Origin of the sequence: Bacillus subtilis subsp. subtilis str. 168, assembly GCF_000009045.1 — a bacterium.
GTDB lineage: Bacteria > Bacillota > Bacilli > Bacillales > Bacillaceae > Bacillus > Bacillus subtilis.
The window spans coordinates 3,878,907-3,897,680 of record NC_000964.3 but is presented as its reverse complement, the minus strand read 5'-3'; the positions used below and the strand labels follow the sequence as shown (position 1 = coordinate 3,897,680).

General features: G+C 46.7%; 19 protein-coding genes. 17 read left to right on the top strand and 2 right to left on the bottom strand.

Annotated elements, in window-relative coordinates; all coding sequences use genetic code 11:
- Positions 1–20 precede the first annotated feature (20 nt).
- On the bottom strand, positions 21–1,391 hold the full coding sequence (gene ywdH / locus BSU_37960) for a putative aldehyde dehydrogenase (protein ID NP_391675.2): 1,371 nt from the start codon (positions 1,389–1,391) through the stop codon (positions 21–23).
- Positions 1,392–1,558: 167 nt separating this feature from the next.
- On the opposite strand from ywdH, the gene ywdI reads away from it, so the two are divergent.
- The 3 genes from ywdI to ywdK all read left to right on the top strand — a co-directional run bounded on the left by ywdI (position 1,559) and on the right by ywdK (position 3,651).
- Positions 1,559–1,876: a hypothetical protein gene (ywdI, locus tag BSU_37950; protein ID NP_391674.3), complete on the top strand. Its 318-nt coding sequence runs from the start codon at positions 1,559–1,561 to the stop codon at positions 1,874–1,876.
- A 19-nt stretch (positions 1,877–1,895) separates the two neighbouring features.
- Positions 1,896–3,218, top strand: coding sequence for a putative purine/pyrimidine permease (gene ywdJ, locus BSU_37940; RefSeq protein NP_391673.2), 1,323 nt, complete (start codon positions 1,896–1,898; stop codon positions 3,216–3,218).
- Between the two features lie 61 nt (positions 3,219–3,279).
- Complete coding sequence (gene ywdK, locus BSU_37930) at positions 3,280–3,651, top strand: hypothetical protein (protein NP_391672.2); 372 nt, start codon at positions 3,280–3,282, stop codon at positions 3,649–3,651.
- Between the two features lie 43 nt (positions 3,652–3,694).
- Here ywdK and gerQ read toward each other — a convergent pair whose 3' ends face one another.
- Positions 3,695–4,240: an inner spore coat protein gene (gene gerQ / locus BSU_37920; protein NP_391671.1), complete on the bottom strand. Its 546-nt coding sequence runs from the start codon at positions 4,238–4,240 to the stop codon at positions 3,695–3,697.
- A 319-nt stretch (positions 4,241–4,559) separates the two neighbouring features.
- On the opposite strand from gerQ, the gene spsA reads away from it, so the two are divergent.
- The 14 genes from spsA (at position 4,560) to rocA (ending at position 18,715) form a co-directional block, all read left to right on the top strand.
- Complete coding sequence (gene spsA, locus BSU_37910; protein ID NP_391670.1) at positions 4,560–5,330, top strand: spore coat dTDP-glycosyltransferase; 771 nt, start codon at positions 4,560–4,562, stop codon at positions 5,328–5,330.
- A 4-nt stretch (positions 5,331–5,334) separates the two neighbouring features.
- A complete protein-coding gene (gene spsB / locus BSU_37900; protein ID NP_391669.2) occupies positions 5,335–6,759 on the top strand; it encodes a putative dTDP glycosyl/glycerophosphate transferase or transport in 1,425 nt (474 codons plus the stop codon).
- A gap of 20 nt (positions 6,760–6,779) precedes the next feature.
- Positions 6,780–7,949, top strand: coding sequence for a putative glutamine-dependent sugar transaminase (gene spsC, locus BSU_37890; RefSeq protein ID NP_391668.1), 1,170 nt, complete (start codon positions 6,780–6,782; stop codon positions 7,947–7,949).
- Entirely contained in the window at positions 7,950–8,819 is an 870-nt protein-coding gene (spsD, locus tag BSU_37880; RefSeq protein NP_391667.1) for a putative TDP-glycosamine N-acetyltransferase, read from the top strand.
- On the top strand, positions 8,819–9,940 hold the full coding sequence (spsE, locus tag BSU_37870) for a putative phosphoenolpyruvate-sugar pyruvyltransferase (protein NP_391666.1): 1,122 nt from the start codon (positions 8,819–8,821) through the stop codon (positions 9,938–9,940). The genes spsD and spsE overlap by 1 nt, the downstream gene beginning before the upstream one ends.
- Positions 9,933–10,655, top strand: a complete 723-nt coding sequence (gene spsF, locus BSU_37860; protein NP_391665.2) for a putative glycosyltransferase — start codon at positions 9,933–9,935, stop codon at positions 10,653–10,655. The genes spsE and spsF overlap by 8 nt, the downstream gene beginning before the upstream one ends.
- Before the next feature lie 2 nt (positions 10,656–10,657).
- Positions 10,658–11,677 carry a putative glycosyltransferase gene (gene spsG, locus BSU_37850; RefSeq protein ID NP_391664.1) on the top strand — a complete coding sequence of 340 codons (1,020 nt, stop codon included), beginning with the start codon at positions 10,658–10,660 and terminating at the stop codon, positions 11,675–11,677.
- A 24-nt stretch (positions 11,678–11,701) separates the two neighbouring features.
- Positions 11,702–12,442, top strand: coding sequence for a glucose-1-phosphate thymidylyltransferase (gene spsI, locus BSU_37840; protein NP_391663.1), 741 nt, complete (start codon positions 11,702–11,704; stop codon positions 12,440–12,442).
- The gene (spsJ, locus tag BSU_37830; protein NP_391662.1) at positions 12,442–13,389 is read left to right on the top strand and encodes a dTDP-glucose 4,6-dehydratase; all 948 of its coding nucleotides are present in this window, start codon (positions 12,442–12,444) and stop codon (positions 13,387–13,389) included. The genes spsI and spsJ overlap by 1 nt, the downstream gene beginning before the upstream one ends.
- 13 nt (positions 13,390–13,402) lie before the next feature.
- Positions 13,403–14,254: a putative dTDP-4-dehydrorhamnose reductase gene (spsK, locus tag BSU_37820; protein ID NP_391661.3), complete on the top strand. Its 852-nt coding sequence runs from the start codon at positions 13,403–13,405 to the stop codon at positions 14,252–14,254.
- Complete coding sequence (gene spsL / locus BSU_37810) at positions 14,247–14,702, top strand: putative dTDP-4-deoxyrhamnose-3,5-epimerase (cell surface and spore coat) (RefSeq protein YP_054595.1); 456 nt, start codon at positions 14,247–14,249, stop codon at positions 14,700–14,702. Before spsK ends, spsL begins: the two co-directional genes overlap by 8 nt.
- 323 nt (positions 14,703–15,025) lie before the next feature.
- On the top strand, positions 15,026–15,490 hold the full coding sequence (bslB, locus tag BSU_37800; RefSeq protein NP_391660.1) for a biofilm protein, member of the processed secretome contributing to biofilm hydrophobicity: 465 nt from the start codon (positions 15,026–15,028) through the stop codon (positions 15,488–15,490).
- Between the two features lie 176 nt (positions 15,491–15,666).
- Positions 15,667–16,941 carry a glutamate dehydrogenase gene (gene rocG / locus BSU_37790; protein NP_391659.2) on the top strand — a complete coding sequence of 425 codons (1,275 nt, stop codon included), beginning with the start codon at positions 15,667–15,669 and terminating at the stop codon, positions 16,939–16,941.
- 226 nt (positions 16,942–17,167) lie between these two features.
- Complete coding sequence (rocA, locus tag BSU_37780; RefSeq protein NP_391658.1) at positions 17,168–18,715, top strand: delta-1-pyrroline-5 carboxylate dehydrogenase; 1,548 nt, start codon at positions 17,168–17,170, stop codon at positions 18,713–18,715.
- The last annotated feature ends 59 nt before the right edge of the window (positions 18,716–18,774 follow it).

Sequence of the window (18,774 nt, the reverse complement as noted above, 5' to 3'; positions counted from 1 at the left end):
CGCAGGTGATCTGCGCTTTTTTATTTGAGTATTTTTCGAATCATTCGCAGCCCGTTTTTGGAGGAAGGATAACGAAATGCGAAGTCGAAACGGTTCGTTTGTTTGACGACGCTTTTTTTGTGCGTGAATGTGTTAAAACTGTCAAACCCGTGATAGCTGCCGATGCCGCTTTCCCCGACGCCGCCGAATGGCAAATACGGCGTCGCAACATGCATTAACGTATCATTGACACAGCCCCCGCCAAACGACAGATTTCCTAAAACAGCGCGCTCAATTTCTTTGTTTGTGGTGAAGAGATACAGGGCGAGCGGCTTAGGGCGCGATTGGACTTTCTCAATGACTTCCCCGATATTGCGGTATGTAAAGAGCGGAAGAATCGGCCCGAAAATCTCCTCCTGCATCACTGGAGAGTCATCTCTCACTTGTTCGAGAATGGTCGGCGCAATTTTGTGATGATTGGGATCAGATTGTCCGCCTGTGAGCGGGATGCCATCATTCAGAAAGCTGAGCAGCCGCTGATAGTGGCGCTCACTGACGATTTTGCCGTACTGTGGATTCCGTTCCGGCTGAGGGCCGTAAAATTCTCTGATCGCACGCTTCATTTCTTCTGTGAGCTTCGTTTTGATGTCCTCGTGGACAAATAAATAATCCGGTGCGATGCAGGTTTGTCCCGCATTTGTAAATTTCCCGAAGACGATGCGTTTGGCGGCAAGCTGAATGTCAGCATCTTTATGGACGATGCAGGGACTTTTGCCGCCGAGCTCCAAGGTTACGGGAATTAATTGTTTGGCGGCGGCCTCCATGACGATTTTTCCTACAGCTACACTGCCGGTAAAGAAAATGTAGTCAAAGGGCTGCTGTAATAATGCTGTGCTGACATCGGGCCCGCCTTCTGCCATAGCGACATAATCAGTTGGAAAAACGCTGCTGATGAGTTTGGAAAGAATAGCAGAAACAGCCGGCGTATATTCTGATGGCTTGAGAACGACCGTGTTCCCCGCCGCAATGGCGCCAATCAACGGAGAAAGCGCCAGCTGCAAGGGATAGTTCCAAGGCGCAATCACCAAAACGGTTCCATACGGCTCAGGGATGATGATGCTTTTGGAGCCTAGATGAGTCAACGGCGTTTTGACTCGTTTCGGCTTGGACCATTTTCTCAGCCGTTTCATGACAAAGCTGATTTCCTCCAAGACGATTCCGATTTCTGTTGAGTATGCTTCTTGCTCGGATTTATGGAGATCCTGGTAGAGAGCGGCTATGAGATCGGCTTCATGAGTTCTGACGGCTTGTTTCAGCTTTCGCAAAATGTTCAGTCTCGATTCAAGCGGTCTCGTATGTCCCGCCGCAAAATAGGCTTTATGCTTGCTGATGATAGAGGGGATGCTGTTCATTCCGTTTCTCCTTTTTGTAAGGTATGGTGATTTATTATGTGAAAAATCTCTTCTGCTTGTCAATCGCGCAAGGTTTGTCAGAAAAAATAACAAACTCATATCTGCGTTTTCAGCAGGAATTTGATAAAATGCAGGAAGACAACATTTATTTTTTTGGAGGGTGCTTCATGAACATTCATATATCTGCTTTGATTCAAAAGATGGAAGAAGAGCTAAAAAAAGCAAAAACGGCTGAACGGGATGAGGAGCTGAAGCGTTATGTAGCGGTTGTCCGTTCTCTGTGTGATGTCGTGCTTGATCAGCCGGAGAACGCGAGCGCGCCCCGCATACAGCCGAGCGTTACGCCAAGTCCCGCCGCGCCGCCATCGACAGACCAGCTGATGATGGAAAAAATGATGGGGAGCGCGGGATTAAACAAATATCGAAAGCAAGAAAAAGAGAAGCAGGAAGAGGATGGAAACGGAGAGTCTTTATTTGATTTTTAAAGAGAGAGGTTGAGCTTACGTGAAATTGGTTCTTGGCGCGCTGCAATGGACAGCGTTTATTATTGCTGCGGCGATTGTTGTTCCGGTGGCGGTTGCCCAGTCGTTTCATCTGGATCACTCAGATTCTGCAAGATTGATTCAAAGCACTTTTTTTGTACTGGGAATTGCCGCCGTCATTCAGTGTTTGAAAGGCCACAGACTGCCGATCAATGAAAGCCCAGCCGGCTTGTGGTGGGGAGTGTATACGATTTACGCAGGGCTGACGGGAACTGTGTTTGCGACATATGGAGACACACTGCGGGGTTTGCAGGGAGCTCTTCTTGTAAGCGCTGTATGTTTCTTTTTGTTAAGTGTTTTCAAGGTCATTGACAGACTTGCAAAATTGTTTACTCCGGTTGTAACGGGCGTCTATTTATTGCTTCTTGTCATGCAGCTGAGTCAGCCCATTATAAAAGGAATTCTCGGAATCGGTTATCGACAGGACGGGGTGGACGGTCTTGTATTTGGCCTGGCGCTTGTTGTGATCGCTGCCGCTTTTATAATGACAAATTCGAACATCATGTTTTTTAAGCAATATTCTATTTTATTAGCCTTGTTCGGCGGGTGGGTGCTGTTTGCGGCTGCCGGAGCCGCAAAGCCGATTGAAATGCCGGACCGGCTGTTTCAGCTGCCTTCCCTGTTTCCTTTTGGGACCCCGTTATTTAACAGCGGCCTGATCATCACTTCTATTTTTATTACCATCTTGCTGATCGTGAATATGCTGGCGAGCATGAAGGTCGTGGACATCGCCATGAAAAAATTCAGCAAACAGCCTGATGGAAAGCATCATGAACGCCATGCCGGTTTTGCAGCTTCATTCAGCCATCTGCTTAGCGGTTTGACGGGAGCTATTGCGCCTGTTCCGATTTCGGGAGCCGCAGGTTTTATTGAAACGACCAAGATGCCTTCTAAAAAACCGTTTATGCTCGGCAGTATTCTGGTTATCGTGATCAGCGTGATCCCGTTTTTTATGAATACGTTTGCGAGCCTGCCGTCACCCGTTGGATTTGCGGTGAATTTTGTTGTGTTCTCCGCAATGGGCGGTCTGGCCTTTGCCGAATTTGATTCATATGAGAAAGAAGAATCAAAAAGGGTGAGGTCTATCATCGGTATCTCACTGCTGACAGGGGTCGGTATCATGTTTGTTCCTGAAACTGCGTTAAAGGGATTGCATCCGGTATTTATTTCTCTATTAAGCAACGGGCTCGTATTAGGGACGCTTGCTGCAATAGCAGCTGACCAGTTCCAGCTTTGGCGCAGGAGAAAATCCGACAATCTCGTGTCAACGGAGAACAAACATTGAATTTTGGTGCAGGTGCGATAAGATAAATGATATGAGTTTAACGAAAAGGCGGGAGAGATAGATGAAAGTTTTTATCATATTAGGGGCCATTAACGCCCTGCTTGCCGTGGGACTCGGAGCATTCGGCGCTCACGGATTAGAAGGGAAAATACCTGATAAGTATCTTCAGGTTTGGCACACAGGCGTGCAGTATCATATGTATCACGCCCTTGGGTTATTCGTTGTCGCGTTTCTGGCTGATAAATTATCCGGCATAGGCAGTGTCACGACAGCCGGCTGGCTGATGTTTGCGGGAATTGTGCTGTTTTCCGGAAGCTTATATATTCTAAGTGTGACGCAAATCTCCATTCTTGGAGCGATCACCCCGCTCGGCGGTGTGGCGTTTATTATTTCTTGGATTATGATCGTTGTCGCAGCCGTCAAATATCTATAAACAAAAAAGCCAATCCTCATCATATGAGTGATTGGCTTTTTTCTTATCTTGGCGAATAGGACGCCATGGAATATGGATACGTATAAGCAATTTCTTCATCAAATGTAATGTAATCGAGGTAGATTGTCAGGAGCAGGTAGCGTGTTCCTGATTTCGGGTCGCTGATAATAATGTGATCCCGGCCCGCAGCTTCGATGACGCCGCGAAAAATCTTCGAGCCCCATTCCTTGCTGTTTTCAAATGTCATATAAATGGTGGCCGTTTTTCCCCGATTCAGGCGCAAAATATTCTCGATGTAAGATTCCTCAACAGGCAGCATGCCGGGAACGCTTTGGCCCGGTCCTGACGGTGTAGGCCCCGATGGAATTTGAAAACCGCCGCCCTGCTGCTGGCCCGGGAATCCAAATCCCTGCTGTCCTTGTTGTCCTTGCTGTCCCTGCTGCATTGGCATCATTGGCTGCATCCCCATTGTCTGCATTTGTGAGCCTTGGCCTTGCTGCGGGTACGGGTTGGCGCCAAACTGAGGCTGATACCCCTGCATATTATCAAATGCCTGCATTTGCTGATATTGATTTTTTTTCGGTTTCATATCGTTCCTCCTTTTTATGAAAACCATTCAAAACATGTTCTGGATGTATAGGTGAACGCTCCGCGATGACTCACCTCCGATGGAAAACGATCTTAGTCGCTGGTGCGATTTTTATCTCTTTCACCTTATGAGGCTGATGCTTGGATTATGCTGAAAAAGAACAGCGGACCGATCAGATTTCGCTCTGGGCAGCCGCTGTTTTTCAGAAACATACACAAACTTTTCGCATATTGGTTTGTATCCCTAGCGCAACTTGAGCATAAGCAACATAAGATAACGATAGTTTCAGGTGTGAAGTTCCAAGAAGGAGGTGTAGGATTTGCCTAAAGTATCAGTCATTATGACGAGCTATAACAAAAGCGATTATGTGGCAAAGTCCATTTCTAGCATACTCTCACAAACGTTTTCAGATTTTGAATTGTTTATTATGGATGACAACTCCAATGAAGAGACGCTGAATGTAATCCGTCCTTTTTTGAATGATAACCGAGTGCGTTTTTATCAAAGCGATATATCTGGAGTGAAGGAAAGAACAGAAAAAACGAGATACGCGGCACTGATCAATCAGGCGATTGAGATGGCGGAGGGTGAATATATCACCTATGCGACGGATGACAACATCTATATGCCGGACCGCCTCCTGAAAATGGTGCGGGAGCTCGATACCCATCCTGAAAAGGCTGTGATTTACTCAGCCTCCAAAACCTATCATTTAAACGAGAATCGTGACATTGTAAAAGAAACTGTCAGGCCTGCCGCTCAAGTGACATGGAACGCGCCGTGCGCAATTGATCATTGCTCGGTGATGCACAGGTATTCGGTGCTTGAGAAGGTAAAGGAGAAGTTTGGCTCCTATTGGGATGAAAGCCCGGCGTTTTACCGTATAGGAGATGCCCGGTTCTTTTGGAGAGTCAATCATTTTTATCCGTTTTACCCACTGGATGAGGAGCTGGACCTGAATTATATTACCGACCAATCGATTCACTTTCAGCTGTTTGAATTAGAAAAAAATGAATTTGTCAGGAACCTTCCTCCGCAGCGAAATTGCCGAGAGCTGCGTGAATCATTAAAAAAGCTTGGAATGGGGTGAGAGCTTGTCGGCCTATTTAAGCAATTATTGGGTGCTGTACCGGAAGTACGTGGAGCTTTTTGACAAACTTCGCTACAAAGGGATTCCGCTTGGGCTTATCAGTAATTTTTATCAATACATCAGCCCTGAACTGAGGGTGATGATGGAAGAAGAACCGGAATTATTCGGATCGGTGGATCAGCATATCGATGAGGGACAGATTCAGCCGTTTTTTGAAGAAAGAATCCAAAACATCGTTAAAACAAATGACGAACCTGTTAAAGGGAAAGTCATTTTGCACTTTGATTACCTGCGTTTTTCAAACGAAAATTACTATCAATTTGATCCTGAAAAAACGGCTGTTTTGGCCAGATGGAGTTTGCCGCATTATTGTGATCTGCCTGTAATTAGCAAGCGGGAGATTGCGGATTCATGCCAAAAAGGCGATTCGAAGCAGTATCTCGAAACAGCCTGTTCGCTTCTCGCCCCTTATGATGATCACCCGGCATTTGGTGATCAAGCGTTTCGCGACCGGCTTTTCAAAGATATTCCTTTATTTATAGAGGCCATTGATACAGTTGATGCGCTGTTTGAACAGGAAAAGATTTCAGCTGTTATTGTCGGAACGGCAGAAGACATTTACAGCAGGGTGCTCGCTCTCATGTGTCAAAGAAAAGGGGCCGTCAGCATTTGTCTTCAGCATGGCGCATTGATGGGAGATGAAGCCTTCATTCCTGTTTTTACAACCTATCAAGCTGTTTTTGGTGCGTATGAAGCAGAGTGGTTCATACGAAAAGGCTGTAAACCCGAGCAGATTCTCGTAACGGGACATCCCCGCTTCGATCAGATTTTTAACAGAACGCCTATGGATATGTCCATATTCTATCGAAAACTTGCTTTTCAGCCGACTAAAAAAATTGTGCTCATTGCCACTCAGCCCTTTTCAGAAGACTTTTATTCCGGTGTGCTGCAGGGGCTTTCTGATCAGAAGCAGCTGCAAATCATTATCAAACCCCACCCGTGGGAAATCGGAAAAAACAAGCTTGATCTGTATCACGAGGCGGCGAAAAAACATCAAGCATGCAGAGTCATCAAAAAGGAGCTGGAGCTTTATGATTTGCTGCCGTATGTTGATGCCGCAGTGACGCAAACCTCGACAGTCGGTCTTGAAGCCATGCTGTTTCAAAAGCCTGTGCTGATAGGAAAATCGTCCGGAAATCGCTCGTATCCGTATTATGAGTCTCTTGGCGATTTTATGTTTGACCAGCCGGATGAACTGGCGCACACCTTGGTTGAGGTTCTTCGAAGTCCCGACGTGCATCAAAAAGCAGAAGAGGCGCGCCTGGCATTCATAGCGGCTAATTATCCGGTGGCAGAATCAACAAATGCTTTATTTGCGGAACTGAAAGCCAAAACAGGGGTTGATTACAGGCGGGAAGATACTGAATAAAATGATAGGAGCGCAAAGAAATGGTGCAAAAGAGAAATCATTTTCTCCCTTACTCATTGCCGTTAATCGGTAAGGAAGAAATTCAGGAGGTTACAGAAACGCTTGAATCGGGATGGCTCTCTAAAGGCCCGAAGGTTCAGCAGTTTGAAAAAGAGTTTGCCGCGTTTGTCGGGGCGAAGCACGCCGTGGCGGTGAATTCATGTACCGCAGCTTTATTTTTGGCTTTGAAAGCAAAAGGGATTGGGCCCGGGGACGAGGTCATTACCTCTCCGCTTACGTTCAGCTCGACCGCCAATACGATTATTCATACGGGAGCGACGCCTGTGTTTGCGGATATTGACGAAAACACGCTCAATATTGACCCGGTAAAGCTTGAGGCGGCCGTCACACCGCGAACGAAAGCAGTTGTGCCCGTCCACTTTGGCGGGCAGTCCTGCGATATGGATGCAATATTGGCTGTTGCCCAAAATCATGGTTTATTCGTGCTGGAGGATGCGGCACATGCGGTATATACGACTTATAAGCAAAGAATGATCGGTTCTATCGGGGATGCAACGGCATTCAGCTTTTACGCCACCAAAAACCTCGCGACAGGGGAAGGCGGCATGCTGACGACTGATGATGAGGAGCTTGCCGATAAGATACGGGTGCTAAGCCTTCACGGCATGAGTAAAGCCGCATGGAACCGTTATTCTTCAAATGGCAGCTGGTACTATGAAGTCGAATCGCCCGGCTATAAGATGAATATGTTTGATTTGCAGGCGGCCCTCGGACTTCATCAGCTGAAACGGCTGGATGATATGCAGAAACGGAGAGAAGAGATTGCCGGCCGCTATCAAACCGCTTTTCAGCAGATTCCTGGGCTGATCACGCCGTTTGTCCATGATGACGGCAGGCACGCCTGGCATCTATATGTTCTGCAAGTTGATGAAAAAAAGGCCGGGGTTACGCGCAGCGAAATGATTACGGCTTTAAAGGATGAATACAATATCGGCACTAGCGTTCATTTTATTCCAGTACACATTCATCCGTATTATCAAAAGCAATTTGGATATAAGGAAGCGGACTTTCCGAATGCCATGAATTACTATAAACGAACCCTTTCTCTCCCGCTCTATCCATCAATGTCTGACGATGATGTAGATGATGTCATTGAAGCTGTGCGGGATATCGTAAAAGGGGCTGATTAAGTGTATACGGTAAAAGAAAATGTCTCCAAAGAGGCAATTGAGGAATTTCTCCAAAGCAGAAAGCTTACATTGGATGTTCCGTATCAATTTTCCCTCGGCCTTTTTGAAAACAGCAGGCTCCAAGGCGTATTGCTTTACGAAGATTCTTTGTGGGAAAGCAAGGTGCTTCAGAAGAAAGTCATGAACGTCAAACTTCTTGCGGCAAATAGTACCGGGCAGCTAAAGAGGCTGTTTGAAGCTTTTTATACTGTACGCCAAATGGATGAAACGGATTTTATCTTTGTCCGTGTTCCGGCTGAAGATATCGGAGCCGCGCATGTGATACAACAGCAGCCATCCTCTTACTTTGTCGGGAGTTTGCTGAAGCTGGCGATGCCTCCGTCTTTTTATGACAAAACACCGCCATTTTTTGAACTGGGCCCGCCTGAGCCCGGAGACACAGAAGCGATATGTGAGCTGGCCCGAGACTCGTTTACAAAAAGCAGATATTTTCAGGATCCTCATCTCAGCCGCGATGCAGCAAACGAAATATTTCAGGAGTGGACACGAAACAATCTGAATGGAAGGGCGGCGGTCAATATTGTCGCTAAACACAATGGCGAGGTCATCGGCTATCTTCAGGGCTTATCAAGAGATGATGAGTGCATTCTCGATTTGATGGCTGTAAAGCCGGGATTTGAAGGGAAACGTATTGCGTTTCATTTATTGGCGAATCTCATAGAACAACCGGAGACCCAGAAGCATAGAACGGTAACAGCGGGGACGCAGCTTCACAATGTAAGGGCGATCCGCCTTTATGAACGAATGGGCTTCACCGCTGAACAATCGTATTACTATTATCATATTTGGCCGGGCAAGGAGGCGAAATAATGGCAGCGTTTCAGATCGCGAATAAAACTGTAGGCAAAGACGCTCCTGTTTTTATTATTGCTGAGGCGGGGATTAATCATGACGGGAAGCTTGATCAGGCTTTTGCGCTGATAGACGCCGCGGCGGAAGCGGGAGCGGATGCCGTGAAATTTCAAATGTTCCAAGCTGATAGGATGTACCAGAAAGATCCTGGTTTGTACAAGACGGCAGCGGGCAAGGACGTCTCTATTTTTTCTTTGGTTCAATCTATGGAAATGCCTGCTGAGTGGATTTTACCGCTATTGGATTACTGCCGCGAAAAGCAGGTGATCTTTTTAAGTACGGTATGTGACGAGGGGTCAGCTGATCTGCTTCAGTCTACCTCGCCGAGCGCTTTTAAAATCGCATCCTATGAAATTAACCATCTCCCGCTGCTTAAATATGTCGCCCGGCTGAACAGGCCGATGATTTTCTCGACAGCCGGAGCTGAAATCTCTGATGTTCACGAAGCTTGGCGCACCATCAGGGCAGAGGGAAACAATCAAATTGCCATAATGCATTGTGTGGCGAAATACCCAGCACCGCCGGAGTACAGCAACCTCAGCGTCATTCCGATGCTTGCCGCCGCTTTTCCTGAGGCGGTAATCGGCTTCTCCGATCATAGCGAGCATCCGACAGAAGCGCCGTGTGCCGCGGTTCGGCTCGGAGCAAAACTGATAGAAAAGCATTTTACGATCGATAAAAATCTGCCGGGTGCTGACCACTCGTTTGCATTAAATCCGGATGAATTGAAAGAAATGGTCGATGGCATCAGGAAAACGGAAGCTGAGCTGAAACAGGGGATCACAAAGCCGGTCTCTGAAAAACTGCTTGGCAGTTCATACAAAACAACGACCGCCATCGAAGGAGAAATCAGAAACTTTGCATACAGAGGCATTTTTACAACAGCTCCGATTCAAAAAGGTGAAGCCTTTAGTGAAGACAATATCGCAGTGCTTCGGCCCGGACAAAAGCCGCAGGGGCTGCACCCGAGATTTTTTGAACTGCTGACCAGCGGTGTTCGGGCTGTAAGAGACATTCCAGCCGACACAGGCATTGTCTGGGATGACATTTTACTGAAGGACAGCCCGTTTCATGAATGATATTCTCTTTATCATTCAAGCAAGAATGGGTTCAACAAGGCTTCCGGGAAAAGTGCTTCGGCCGCTCGGATCGAATCGTTTACTTGATATTCTCGTTCACCGTGTCCGGCAAAGCGCGTTTTACCAAAAGGATCGGGATAATCTTGTCATCGCCACGTCTGACAAAGAAACTGACGACATATTAGAGGCGCACTGTATCAAACAAGGCTTTCGTGTTTTCCGCGGGAGCGAAGAACGTGTCCTCGATAGGTTTGTGAAGGTCATAGAAGCTGTTAAACCGTCAGTCATCATCCGGTTAACAGGTGATAATCCGTTTGTCGATCCTGAGCTGCTCGATGTAATGATTCAGGCGCATTTTGATCAAGGCTCGGATTATACGTATATCCTGAATGCCCCATTAGGGATTTGCGGCGAAGTGGTCAACGCCAACCTGTTAATTGACATCAGCCGTATTCAGGCTTTGGAGGATCAATATCAGGAGCATGTCACGTTATATATAAGGAATCATCCAGCTCTTTATCGTGTTCAGTTTTTAGAGGCGCCGGAACGATTTCGCGCCCCTCAATATCGGCTGACCATTGATACAAAGGAAGACTATGAATCGATAAAGGCCCTCTATCAAAAAGCAGGCGAGCGCCCCGATGTATCCGCCTCAGAGCTTATCACCCTTCTGAACCGGAACCCCGATGCGGCAACCGAACGAGAGGCTGACTAGCCATGCATGTTGGGATCTTCGCAGACGGCGGCTATGAAAAGGGAATGGGCCATGTTGTCCGGATGAAGAGGCTTGCGGAGGGGCTCAAACAGCGATGCTTGATTACGTTTTATACGAATCAGGATTCTGAAGCGTTTCTTCATGAAGAGCATTGGCAGGTCATCGTAAAGCCGGAGCTGCAGCAGCACGAATTTATTCTCCGGGAAATAAAAAGCAAGAAGCTTGATTTGCTTTTGTTTGATATTCTAGGCGCGCCTGCAGAGCTGTTAAAGAAAATAAAGACGGAGACAGATGCGAAAATTGTTCTTTTTGAAGAGAAAAACGGTAAATCGATTCAATATAGTGACGCAGTCATTAACGGAATTTACGGTGACATCAGAAGCAGGGTGTACGTTCAGGGAAACACACGCATCTATGAAGGTCCGGACTATCTTATTCTTCACCCCGCCTTTCAGGCCGCAAGAGAGGATTACACACTTAAGAAAGACTGCCGCAATATCCTTGTTGCATTAGGAGGAAGTGATCCGAAGCAGCTTATTTTTAAAGTGCTGGCTGCCGCTGATCAAGTCCCCGACATAAAAGACAAAAACATGATGTTTGTGATGGGGAGCGCTTCACCGCATCAAGAGGCAGTCCGAAGGCGGATCGAAAAGAAGCCGCAGTACAAGATGATCGAACAGACAAATGATATGGCAGGTTTGATGAAACAAGCGGACGCAGCCATTGTCGCTGGCGGCATCTCTCTATATGAAGCCATTTGCATCGGCGTGCCGTGCCTTGTTCTTTCTCAGGTTGAGCATCAAACGGCTACAGCCAAAACATTTGCTGACCAAGGCGCCGCTCTTGATCTTGGATTGGGTGAGCTTGTACCGGATGAAACACTCATCTATCAGATGTCACGCATTATGAGCAGCTATCCTCTTCGCCTTTCTTTGCACAAGGGAGGAAGGCCGCTCGTGGATGGCAAAGGCATTATACGGGTAACAGCTATTCTTCAAGATTTATATGAACAAGAGATATAAAAATGCATGTAAGGAAGTGTTAATGTGAAAGGTGTTATTTTAGCCGGAGGAAACGGCTCACGCCTTATGCCCTTAACGAAAGCCGTCAACAAGCATTTGCTTCCTGTAGGCCCGTATCCGATGATATACTGGTCGATTATGAAGCTGCAGGAAGCCGGAATAAAAGACATTTTACTCATCAGCCAAAAGGAGCATATGCCGCAATTTTACAAACTGCTTGGGAACGGGGAAGAGCTTGGCGTTACTATCACTTATCAAGTACAGCCGGCAGCATCGGGCATTTCGGATGGGCTGTCTTATGCAAAGCGCTTTACGAAAAAAGAGTCTTTCATTTTATTATTAGGTGATAATATATTTGAAGATTCATTAAAGCCTTATACAGAACGCTTTGAACAGCAGGGGAAAGGAGCAAAAGTGCTTCTGAAAGAAGTTGATGACCCGGAACGTTTCGGGATTGCTGAGATTGATGAGAAAAACAAGCGGATTCGTTCCATCATCGAAAAGCCCGAACAGCCACCGACCAACCTTTGTGTTACCGGCATTTATATGTATGATGCAGAGGTGTTTTCATATATTGAACAAATATCACCATCAAAGCGCGGCGAGCTGGAAATCACCGATGTGAATAATCTATACATCGAAAACAGCCAGCTTACGTATGATGTGTTATCAGGCTGGTGGGTAGATGCCGGAACTCACGAATCGCTTTATCTCGCTTCCCAGCTTGTACACCAGGCTTTACGGAAAGGACAGGACGAAAAGTGATGGCAAAATCATATTTAATTACAGGCGGGGCCGGCTTCATCGGGCTCACGTTTACAAAGCTCATGCTGAGGGAAACGGATGCGCGCATTACCGTTTTAGATAAACTGACGTACGCCAGCCACCCGGAGGAAATGGAAAAATTAAAGCAAAACAGCCGTTTTCGCTTTGTAAAAGGGGACATCAGCGTTCAGGAGGATATCGACCGCGCTTTTGACGAGACCTACGATGGCGTCATTCACTTCGCAGCAGAATCGCATGTGGACAGAAGCATTTCCCAAGCGGAGCCGTTTATCACCACAAATGTCATGGGGACATACCGATTGGCGGAAGCGGTCTTGAAAGGAAAAGCCAAGAAGCTGATTCATATTTCAACAGATGAGGTATACGGGGATTTAAAAGCGGATGATCCCGCGTTTACAGAAACGACGCCGCTTTCTCCTAATAACCCATACTCAGCCAGCAAAGCAAGCTCTGATTTGCTCGTGTTGTCTTATGTGAAAACCCACAAGCTTCCGGCCATCATTACACGATGCAGCAACAATTACGGACCTTATCAGCACAGCGAAAAAATGATTCCGACGATTATCCGTCATGCGAAGCAGGGCCTGCCTGTTCCGCTGTATGGCGATGGACTCCAGATCCGAGACTGGCTGTTTGCGGAGGATCATTGCCGCGCGATCAAGCTGATTTTAGAAAAAGGGACCGACGGCGAGGTGTATAACATCGGCGGCGGAAATGAACGCACGAATAAAGAGCTGGCGAGTGTCATTTTGAAGCATCTGGGCTGTGAGGAATTGTTCGCCCACGTGGAAGACCGAAAAGGGCATGACCGGCGCTATGCGATCAATGCATCAAAGCTGAAAAACGAACTGGGCTGGCGGCAGGAAGTGACGTTTGAAGAAGGCATTGCGCGTACGATTCAGTGGTATACAGACAATGACCGATGAGAAGGTGATCTGATTGACAAAGGTATTGGTGACTGGGGCGGGAGGACAGCTTGGCTTGGAACTATGCCGCCAGCTGAAGCAAGCCGGATATGAGGTCATTGCGTTAACAAAGAAGATGATGAACATTGCTGACCAGCGCTCAGTACGGCATTCGTTTGGCCATTATCAGCCGGATATCGTGGTCAATAGCGCCGCGTTTACGTCGGTTGATCAATGCGAGAAAGAGCTTGATAAAGCGTACTTGATTAACGGAATCGGCGCTTATTATACAGCGCTTGAGTCAACCCGCATCGGAGCTCAATATGTTCATATCAGCACGGACTATGTATTCAATGGGAAAGGAACCCAGCCATATAGGGAAGACGATCCCCTCGATCCGAAAACCATTTATGGCAAAAGCAAAAGGCTCGGAGAAGAACTGATACGATTAACGACAAAAGACAGCACGATCATCAGGACATCGTGGGTGTACGGACATGGCGGCAGTAATTTCGTTGAAACCATGCTGAAACTTGCTGAAACGAAACAAGAGCTTCGGGTTGTCAGCGATCAAATTGGTTCGCCGACTTATACGAAGGATTTAGCAGAAGCGGTCATCAAGCTGTTCAGCCATCCGCCGGGCATCTATCATGTCAGCAATTCAGGCATATGCAGCTGGTATGAGTTTGCGACGGCAATTATGGAAGAAAGCGGGCTGGAAACAGCCATTTTGTCTGTAACGACAGAGGAATACGGGAACAAAACGCCCCGTCCGGCATACTCTGTGCTGAGCCATCGGGCTATTGAAGAAGCCGGCATCCGCCCCCGCCACTGGCGGGAAGCGTTACGAGAGTATTTGCAGGAAAGGAGCAGTGCGTGTGATTGATGGAGTCAAGGTGAAAAAATTGATGAAGCATAGCGATGACAGAGGCTTTTTTGCTGAGCTGGTCCGGGACGATGAGAATCTCCTTGAGCATTTTGGGCAGGCCTCTTGGTCGAAAAGCTATCCGGGTGTGATTAAGGCATTTCATTATCATGAGAAGCAGGATGATCTCTGGTTCTTCCCAACCGGCCACGCTCAGGTTGTCCTATACGATCTTCGAGAGGATTCAAAGACAAAAGGAGAAACGGACGTCTATTATATGGGCGAAGACAACCCGATGCTGTTATTAATCCCAAAAGGGGTGGCTCACGGATATAGAGTGCTGGGAGAGACGCCGCTGACAATTATCTATTTTACCACCATGTCGTATAACCCGGATCAGCCTGATGAAAAAAGAATTCCGTGGGATGATGAGACGATCGGTTTTAACTGGAACACTGAATTCAGATAAAAATAGGAACGTGATCAATCGAAGAGCAGAGGCATCTTCGACTTTTTTTGCCCTTTTTTAAAATAGGATAAAAGATATAAAATGTCAGGCAGATGTTACTAGAAAAAGAGAGGGAAATCGTCCATTTGAACCTTGTATAAACAGGAAGGAATTCTCATTGAATTCCAAGTGTTAATATTCCTTAAAAAACATTTACTTCCATGGAAAATGATGATAGATTAATTTTTAAGAAAAAGAACTGGTAATTCGCGAATTATGAAAAAGCGCTTTTTCTGCAGAGGACGCTCTGGCCAAATTTCAACAATCAATTAGGGGGAAATGTCATGCTAAAAAGAACTTCATTCGTATCTTCATTATTCATCAGTTCAGCTGTTTTACTATCAATCTTACTTCCTTCGGGCCAAGCTCATGCACAGTCTGCATCAATCGAGGCAAAAACAGTTAACAGCACGAAAGAGTGGACCATTTCTGATATTGAAGTGACATATAAACCAAATGCGGTGCTTTCTCTTGGAGCGGTAGAATTTCAATTTCCTGACGGGTTTCATGCTACGACAAGAGATTCAGTGAATGGAAGAACACTGAAAGAAACACAGATTTTAAACGATGGAAAAACAGTCAGACTCCCGCTTACGCTTGATTTGTTAGGCGCATCCGAATTTGACCTTGTCATGGTGCGTAAAACTCTTCCTCGCGCAGGCACTTACACGATTAAAGGCGATGTAGTAAACGGTTTGGGAATCGGCAGTTTTTATGCTGAAACGCAGCTGGTGATTGATCCCCGTTAATCGATAGATTTGTAGTCAGAGACTGAGATGTTTTCAGTCTCTTTTTTTGTGGATTCAAAAGCTGGTACGGATCTTGCATGATGATAAGGGTGAATCCAATGAAGAAAGGAATTGGCGGGCTGATTTTTTAAAGCGCTTACATTACAGCCGGCCAAAAAAACAATGAGGTGAAAAAGATGTCAGCAAAGCAAGTCTCGAAAGATGAAGAAAAAGAAGCTCTTAACTTATTTCTGTCTACCCAAACAATCATTAAGGAAGCCCTTCGGAAGCTGGGTTATCCGGGAGATATGTATGAACTCATGAAAGAGCCGCAGAGAATGCTCACTGTCCGCATTCCGGTCAAAATGGACAATGGGAGCGTCAAAGTGTTCACAGGCTACCGGTCACAGCACAATGATGCTGTCGGTCCGACAAAGGGGGGCGTTCGCTTCCATCCAGAAGTTAATGAAGAGGAAGTAAAGGCATTATCCATTTGGATGACGCTCAAATGCGGGATTGCCAATCTTCCTTACGGCGGCGGGAAGGGCGGTATTATTTGTGATCCGCGGACAATGTCATTTGGAGAACTGGAAAGGCTGAGCAGGGGGTATGTCCGTGCCATCAGCCAGATCGTCGGTCCGACAAAGGATATTCCAGCTCCCGATGTGTACACCAATTCGCAGATTATGGCGTGGATGATGGATGAGTACAGCCGGCTGCGGGAATTCGATTCTCCGGGCTTTATTACAGGTAAACCGCTTGTTTTGGGAGGATCGCAAGGACGGGAAACAGCGACGGCACAGGGCGTCACGATTTGTATTGAAGAGGCGGTGAAGAAAAAAGGGATCAAGCTGCAAAACGCGCGCATCATCATACAGGGCTTTGGAAACGCGGGTAGCTTCCTGGCCAAATTCATGCACGATGCGGGCGCGAAGGTGATCGGGATTTCTGATGCCAATGGCGGGCTCTACAACCCAGACGGCCTTGATATCCCTTATTTGCTCGATAAACGGGACAGCTTTGGTATGGTCACCAATTTATTTACTGACGTCATCACAAATGAGGAGCTGCTTGAAAAGGATTGCGATATTTTAGTGCCTGCCGCGATCTCCAATCAAATCACAGCCAAAAACGCACATAACATTCAGGCGTCAATCGTCGTTGAAGCGGCGAACGGCCCGACAACCATTGATGCCACTAAGATCCTGAATGAAAGAGGCGTGCTGCTTGTGCCGGATATCCTAGCGAGTGCCGGCGGCGTCACGGTTTCTTATTTTGAATGGGTGCAAAACAACCAAGGATATTATTGGTCGGAAGAAGAGGTTGCAGAAAAACTGAGAAGCGTCATGGTCAGCTCGTTCGAAACAATTTATCAAACAGCGGCAACACATAAAGTGGATATGCGTTTGGCGGCTTACATGACGGGCATCAGAAAATCGGCAGAAGCATCGCGTTTCCGCGGATGGGTCTAATTTGAGAAGCCTCCGCAAAATAATTTTGCATTTGTTTTTTGCGTAAAGAGCAAAAAACGCAAAATAAATTTGCGTTCAAGATCGGAAAAAGAGAAAGGTGATCACCTGTTAGACAAATTTCTGTTCGATTCAACAAGTTTTTTCAGCAAAAGACAAGAAAATGGCATGATTCTTGCATTTTTATTCATATGCGAAGATATATTTCATAACACGAGGGGGACTACATATGACAGTCACATACGCGCACGAACCATTTACCGATTTTACGGAAGCAAAGAATAAAACTGCATTTGGGGAGTCATTGGCCTTTGTAAACACTCAGCTCGGCAAGCATTATCCGCTTGTCATAAATGGAGAAAAAATTGAAACGGACCGCAAAATCATTTCTATTAACCCGGCAAATAAAGAAGAGATCATTGGGTACGCGTCTACAGCGGATCAAGAGCTTGCTGAAAAAGCGATGCAAGCCGCATTGCAGGCATTTGATTCCTGGAAAAAACAAAGACCGGAGCACCGCGCAAATATTCTCTTTAAGGCAGCGGCTATTTTGCGCAGAAGAAAGCATGAATTTTCAAGCTATCTTGTGAAGGAAGCAGGAAAACCGTGGAAGGAAGCAGATGCGGACACGGCTGAAGCGATAGACTTTTTAGAGTTCTACGCGCGCCAAATGTTAAAGCTCAAGGAAGGGGCTCCGGTGAAGAGCCGTGCTGGCGAGGTCAATCAATATCATTACGAAGCGCTTGGCGTCGGCATCGTCATTTCTCCATTTAACTTCCCGCTCGCGATTATGGCGGGAACAGCGGTGGCAGCGATTGTGACAGGAAATACGATTCTCTTAAAACCGGCTGACGCAGCCCCGGTAGTGGCAGCAAAATTTGTCGAGGTCATGGAGGAAGCGGGTCTGCCAAACGGCGTTCTGAATTACATTCCGGGAGATGGTGCGGAGATCGGTGATTTCTTAGTTGAGCATCCGAAGACACGGTTTGTCTCATTTACAGGTTCCCGTGCAGTCGGCTGCCGGATTTATGAGCGAGCTGCCAAAGTGCAGCCGGGCCAAAAATGGCTCAAACGGGTAATTGCAGAAATGGGCGGAAAAGACACAGTGCTTGTCGACAAGGACGCTGATCTTGACCTTGCTGCATCCTCTATCGTGTATTCAGCATTTGGATATTCAGGACAGAAGTGTTCTGCGGGCTCCCGCGCGGTCATTCATCAGGATGTGTATGATGAAGTGGTGGAAAAAGCTGTGGCGCTGACCAAAACGCTGACTGTCGGCAATCCAGAAGATCCTGATACGTATATGGGTCCCGTGATTCATGAAGCATCCTACAACAAAGTGATGAAATACATTGAAATCGGCAAATCTGAAGGCAAGCTATTGGCCGGCGGAGAAGGCGATGATTCAAAAGGCTACTTTATTCAGCCGACGATCTTTGCAGATGTTGATGAAAACGCCCGCTTGATGCAGGAAGAAATTTTCGGCCCGGTTGTTGCGATTTGCAAAGCGCGTGATTTCGATCATATGCTGGAGATTGCCAATAACACGGAATACGGATTAACAGGTGCGCTTCTGACGAAAAACCGTGCGCACATTGAACGGGCGCGCGAGGATTTCCATGTCGGAAACCTATATTTTAACAGAGGATGTACCGGAGCAATTGTCGGCTATCAGCCGTTCGGCGGTTTTAATATGTCAGGAACAGACTCAAAAGCAGGCGGTCCCGATTACTTAATTCTTCATATGCAAGCCAAAACAACGTCCGAAGCTTTTTGATTTGAGAGAAATAAAATCGTGCGATTCTTTAGCGGATCGCACGATTTCAACTTTTTGAT

Excerpts from the sequence above, each read along its gene's own strand:
- ywdH (NP_391675.2), bottom strand. The coding sequence starts at position 1,391 with ATGAACAGCATCCCCTCTATCATCAGCAAGCATAAAGCCTATTTTGCG.
- ywdI (NP_391674.3), top strand. The coding sequence starts at position 1,559 with ATGAACATTCATATATCTGCTTTGATTCAAAAGATGGAAGAAGAGCTA.
- ywdK (NP_391672.2), top strand. The coding sequence starts at position 3,280 with ATGAAAGTTTTTATCATATTAGGGGCCATTAACGCCCTGCTTGCCGTG.
- gerQ (NP_391671.1), bottom strand. The coding sequence starts at position 4,240 with ATGAAACCGAAAAAAAATCAATATCAGCAAATGCAGGCATTTGATAAT.
- spsC (NP_391668.1), top strand. The coding sequence starts at position 6,780 with ATGGTGCAAAAGAGAAATCATTTTCTCCCTTACTCATTGCCGTTAATC.
- spsE (NP_391666.1), top strand. The coding sequence starts at position 8,819 with ATGGCAGCGTTTCAGATCGCGAATAAAACTGTAGGCAAAGACGCTCCT.
- spsF (NP_391665.2), top strand. The coding sequence starts at position 9,933 with ATGAATGATATTCTCTTTATCATTCAAGCAAGAATGGGTTCAACAAGG.
- spsG (NP_391664.1), top strand. The coding sequence starts at position 10,658 with ATGCATGTTGGGATCTTCGCAGACGGCGGCTATGAAAAGGGAATGGGC.
- spsJ (NP_391662.1), top strand. The coding sequence starts at position 12,442 with ATGGCAAAATCATATTTAATTACAGGCGGGGCCGGCTTCATCGGGCTC.
- bslB (NP_391660.1), top strand. The coding sequence starts at position 15,026 with ATGCTAAAAAGAACTTCATTCGTATCTTCATTATTCATCAGTTCAGCT.
- rocG (NP_391659.2), top strand. The coding sequence starts at position 15,667 with ATGTCAGCAAAGCAAGTCTCGAAAGATGAAGAAAAAGAAGCTCTTAAC.
- rocA (NP_391658.1), top strand. The coding sequence starts at position 17,168 with ATGACAGTCACATACGCGCACGAACCATTTACCGATTTTACGGAAGCA.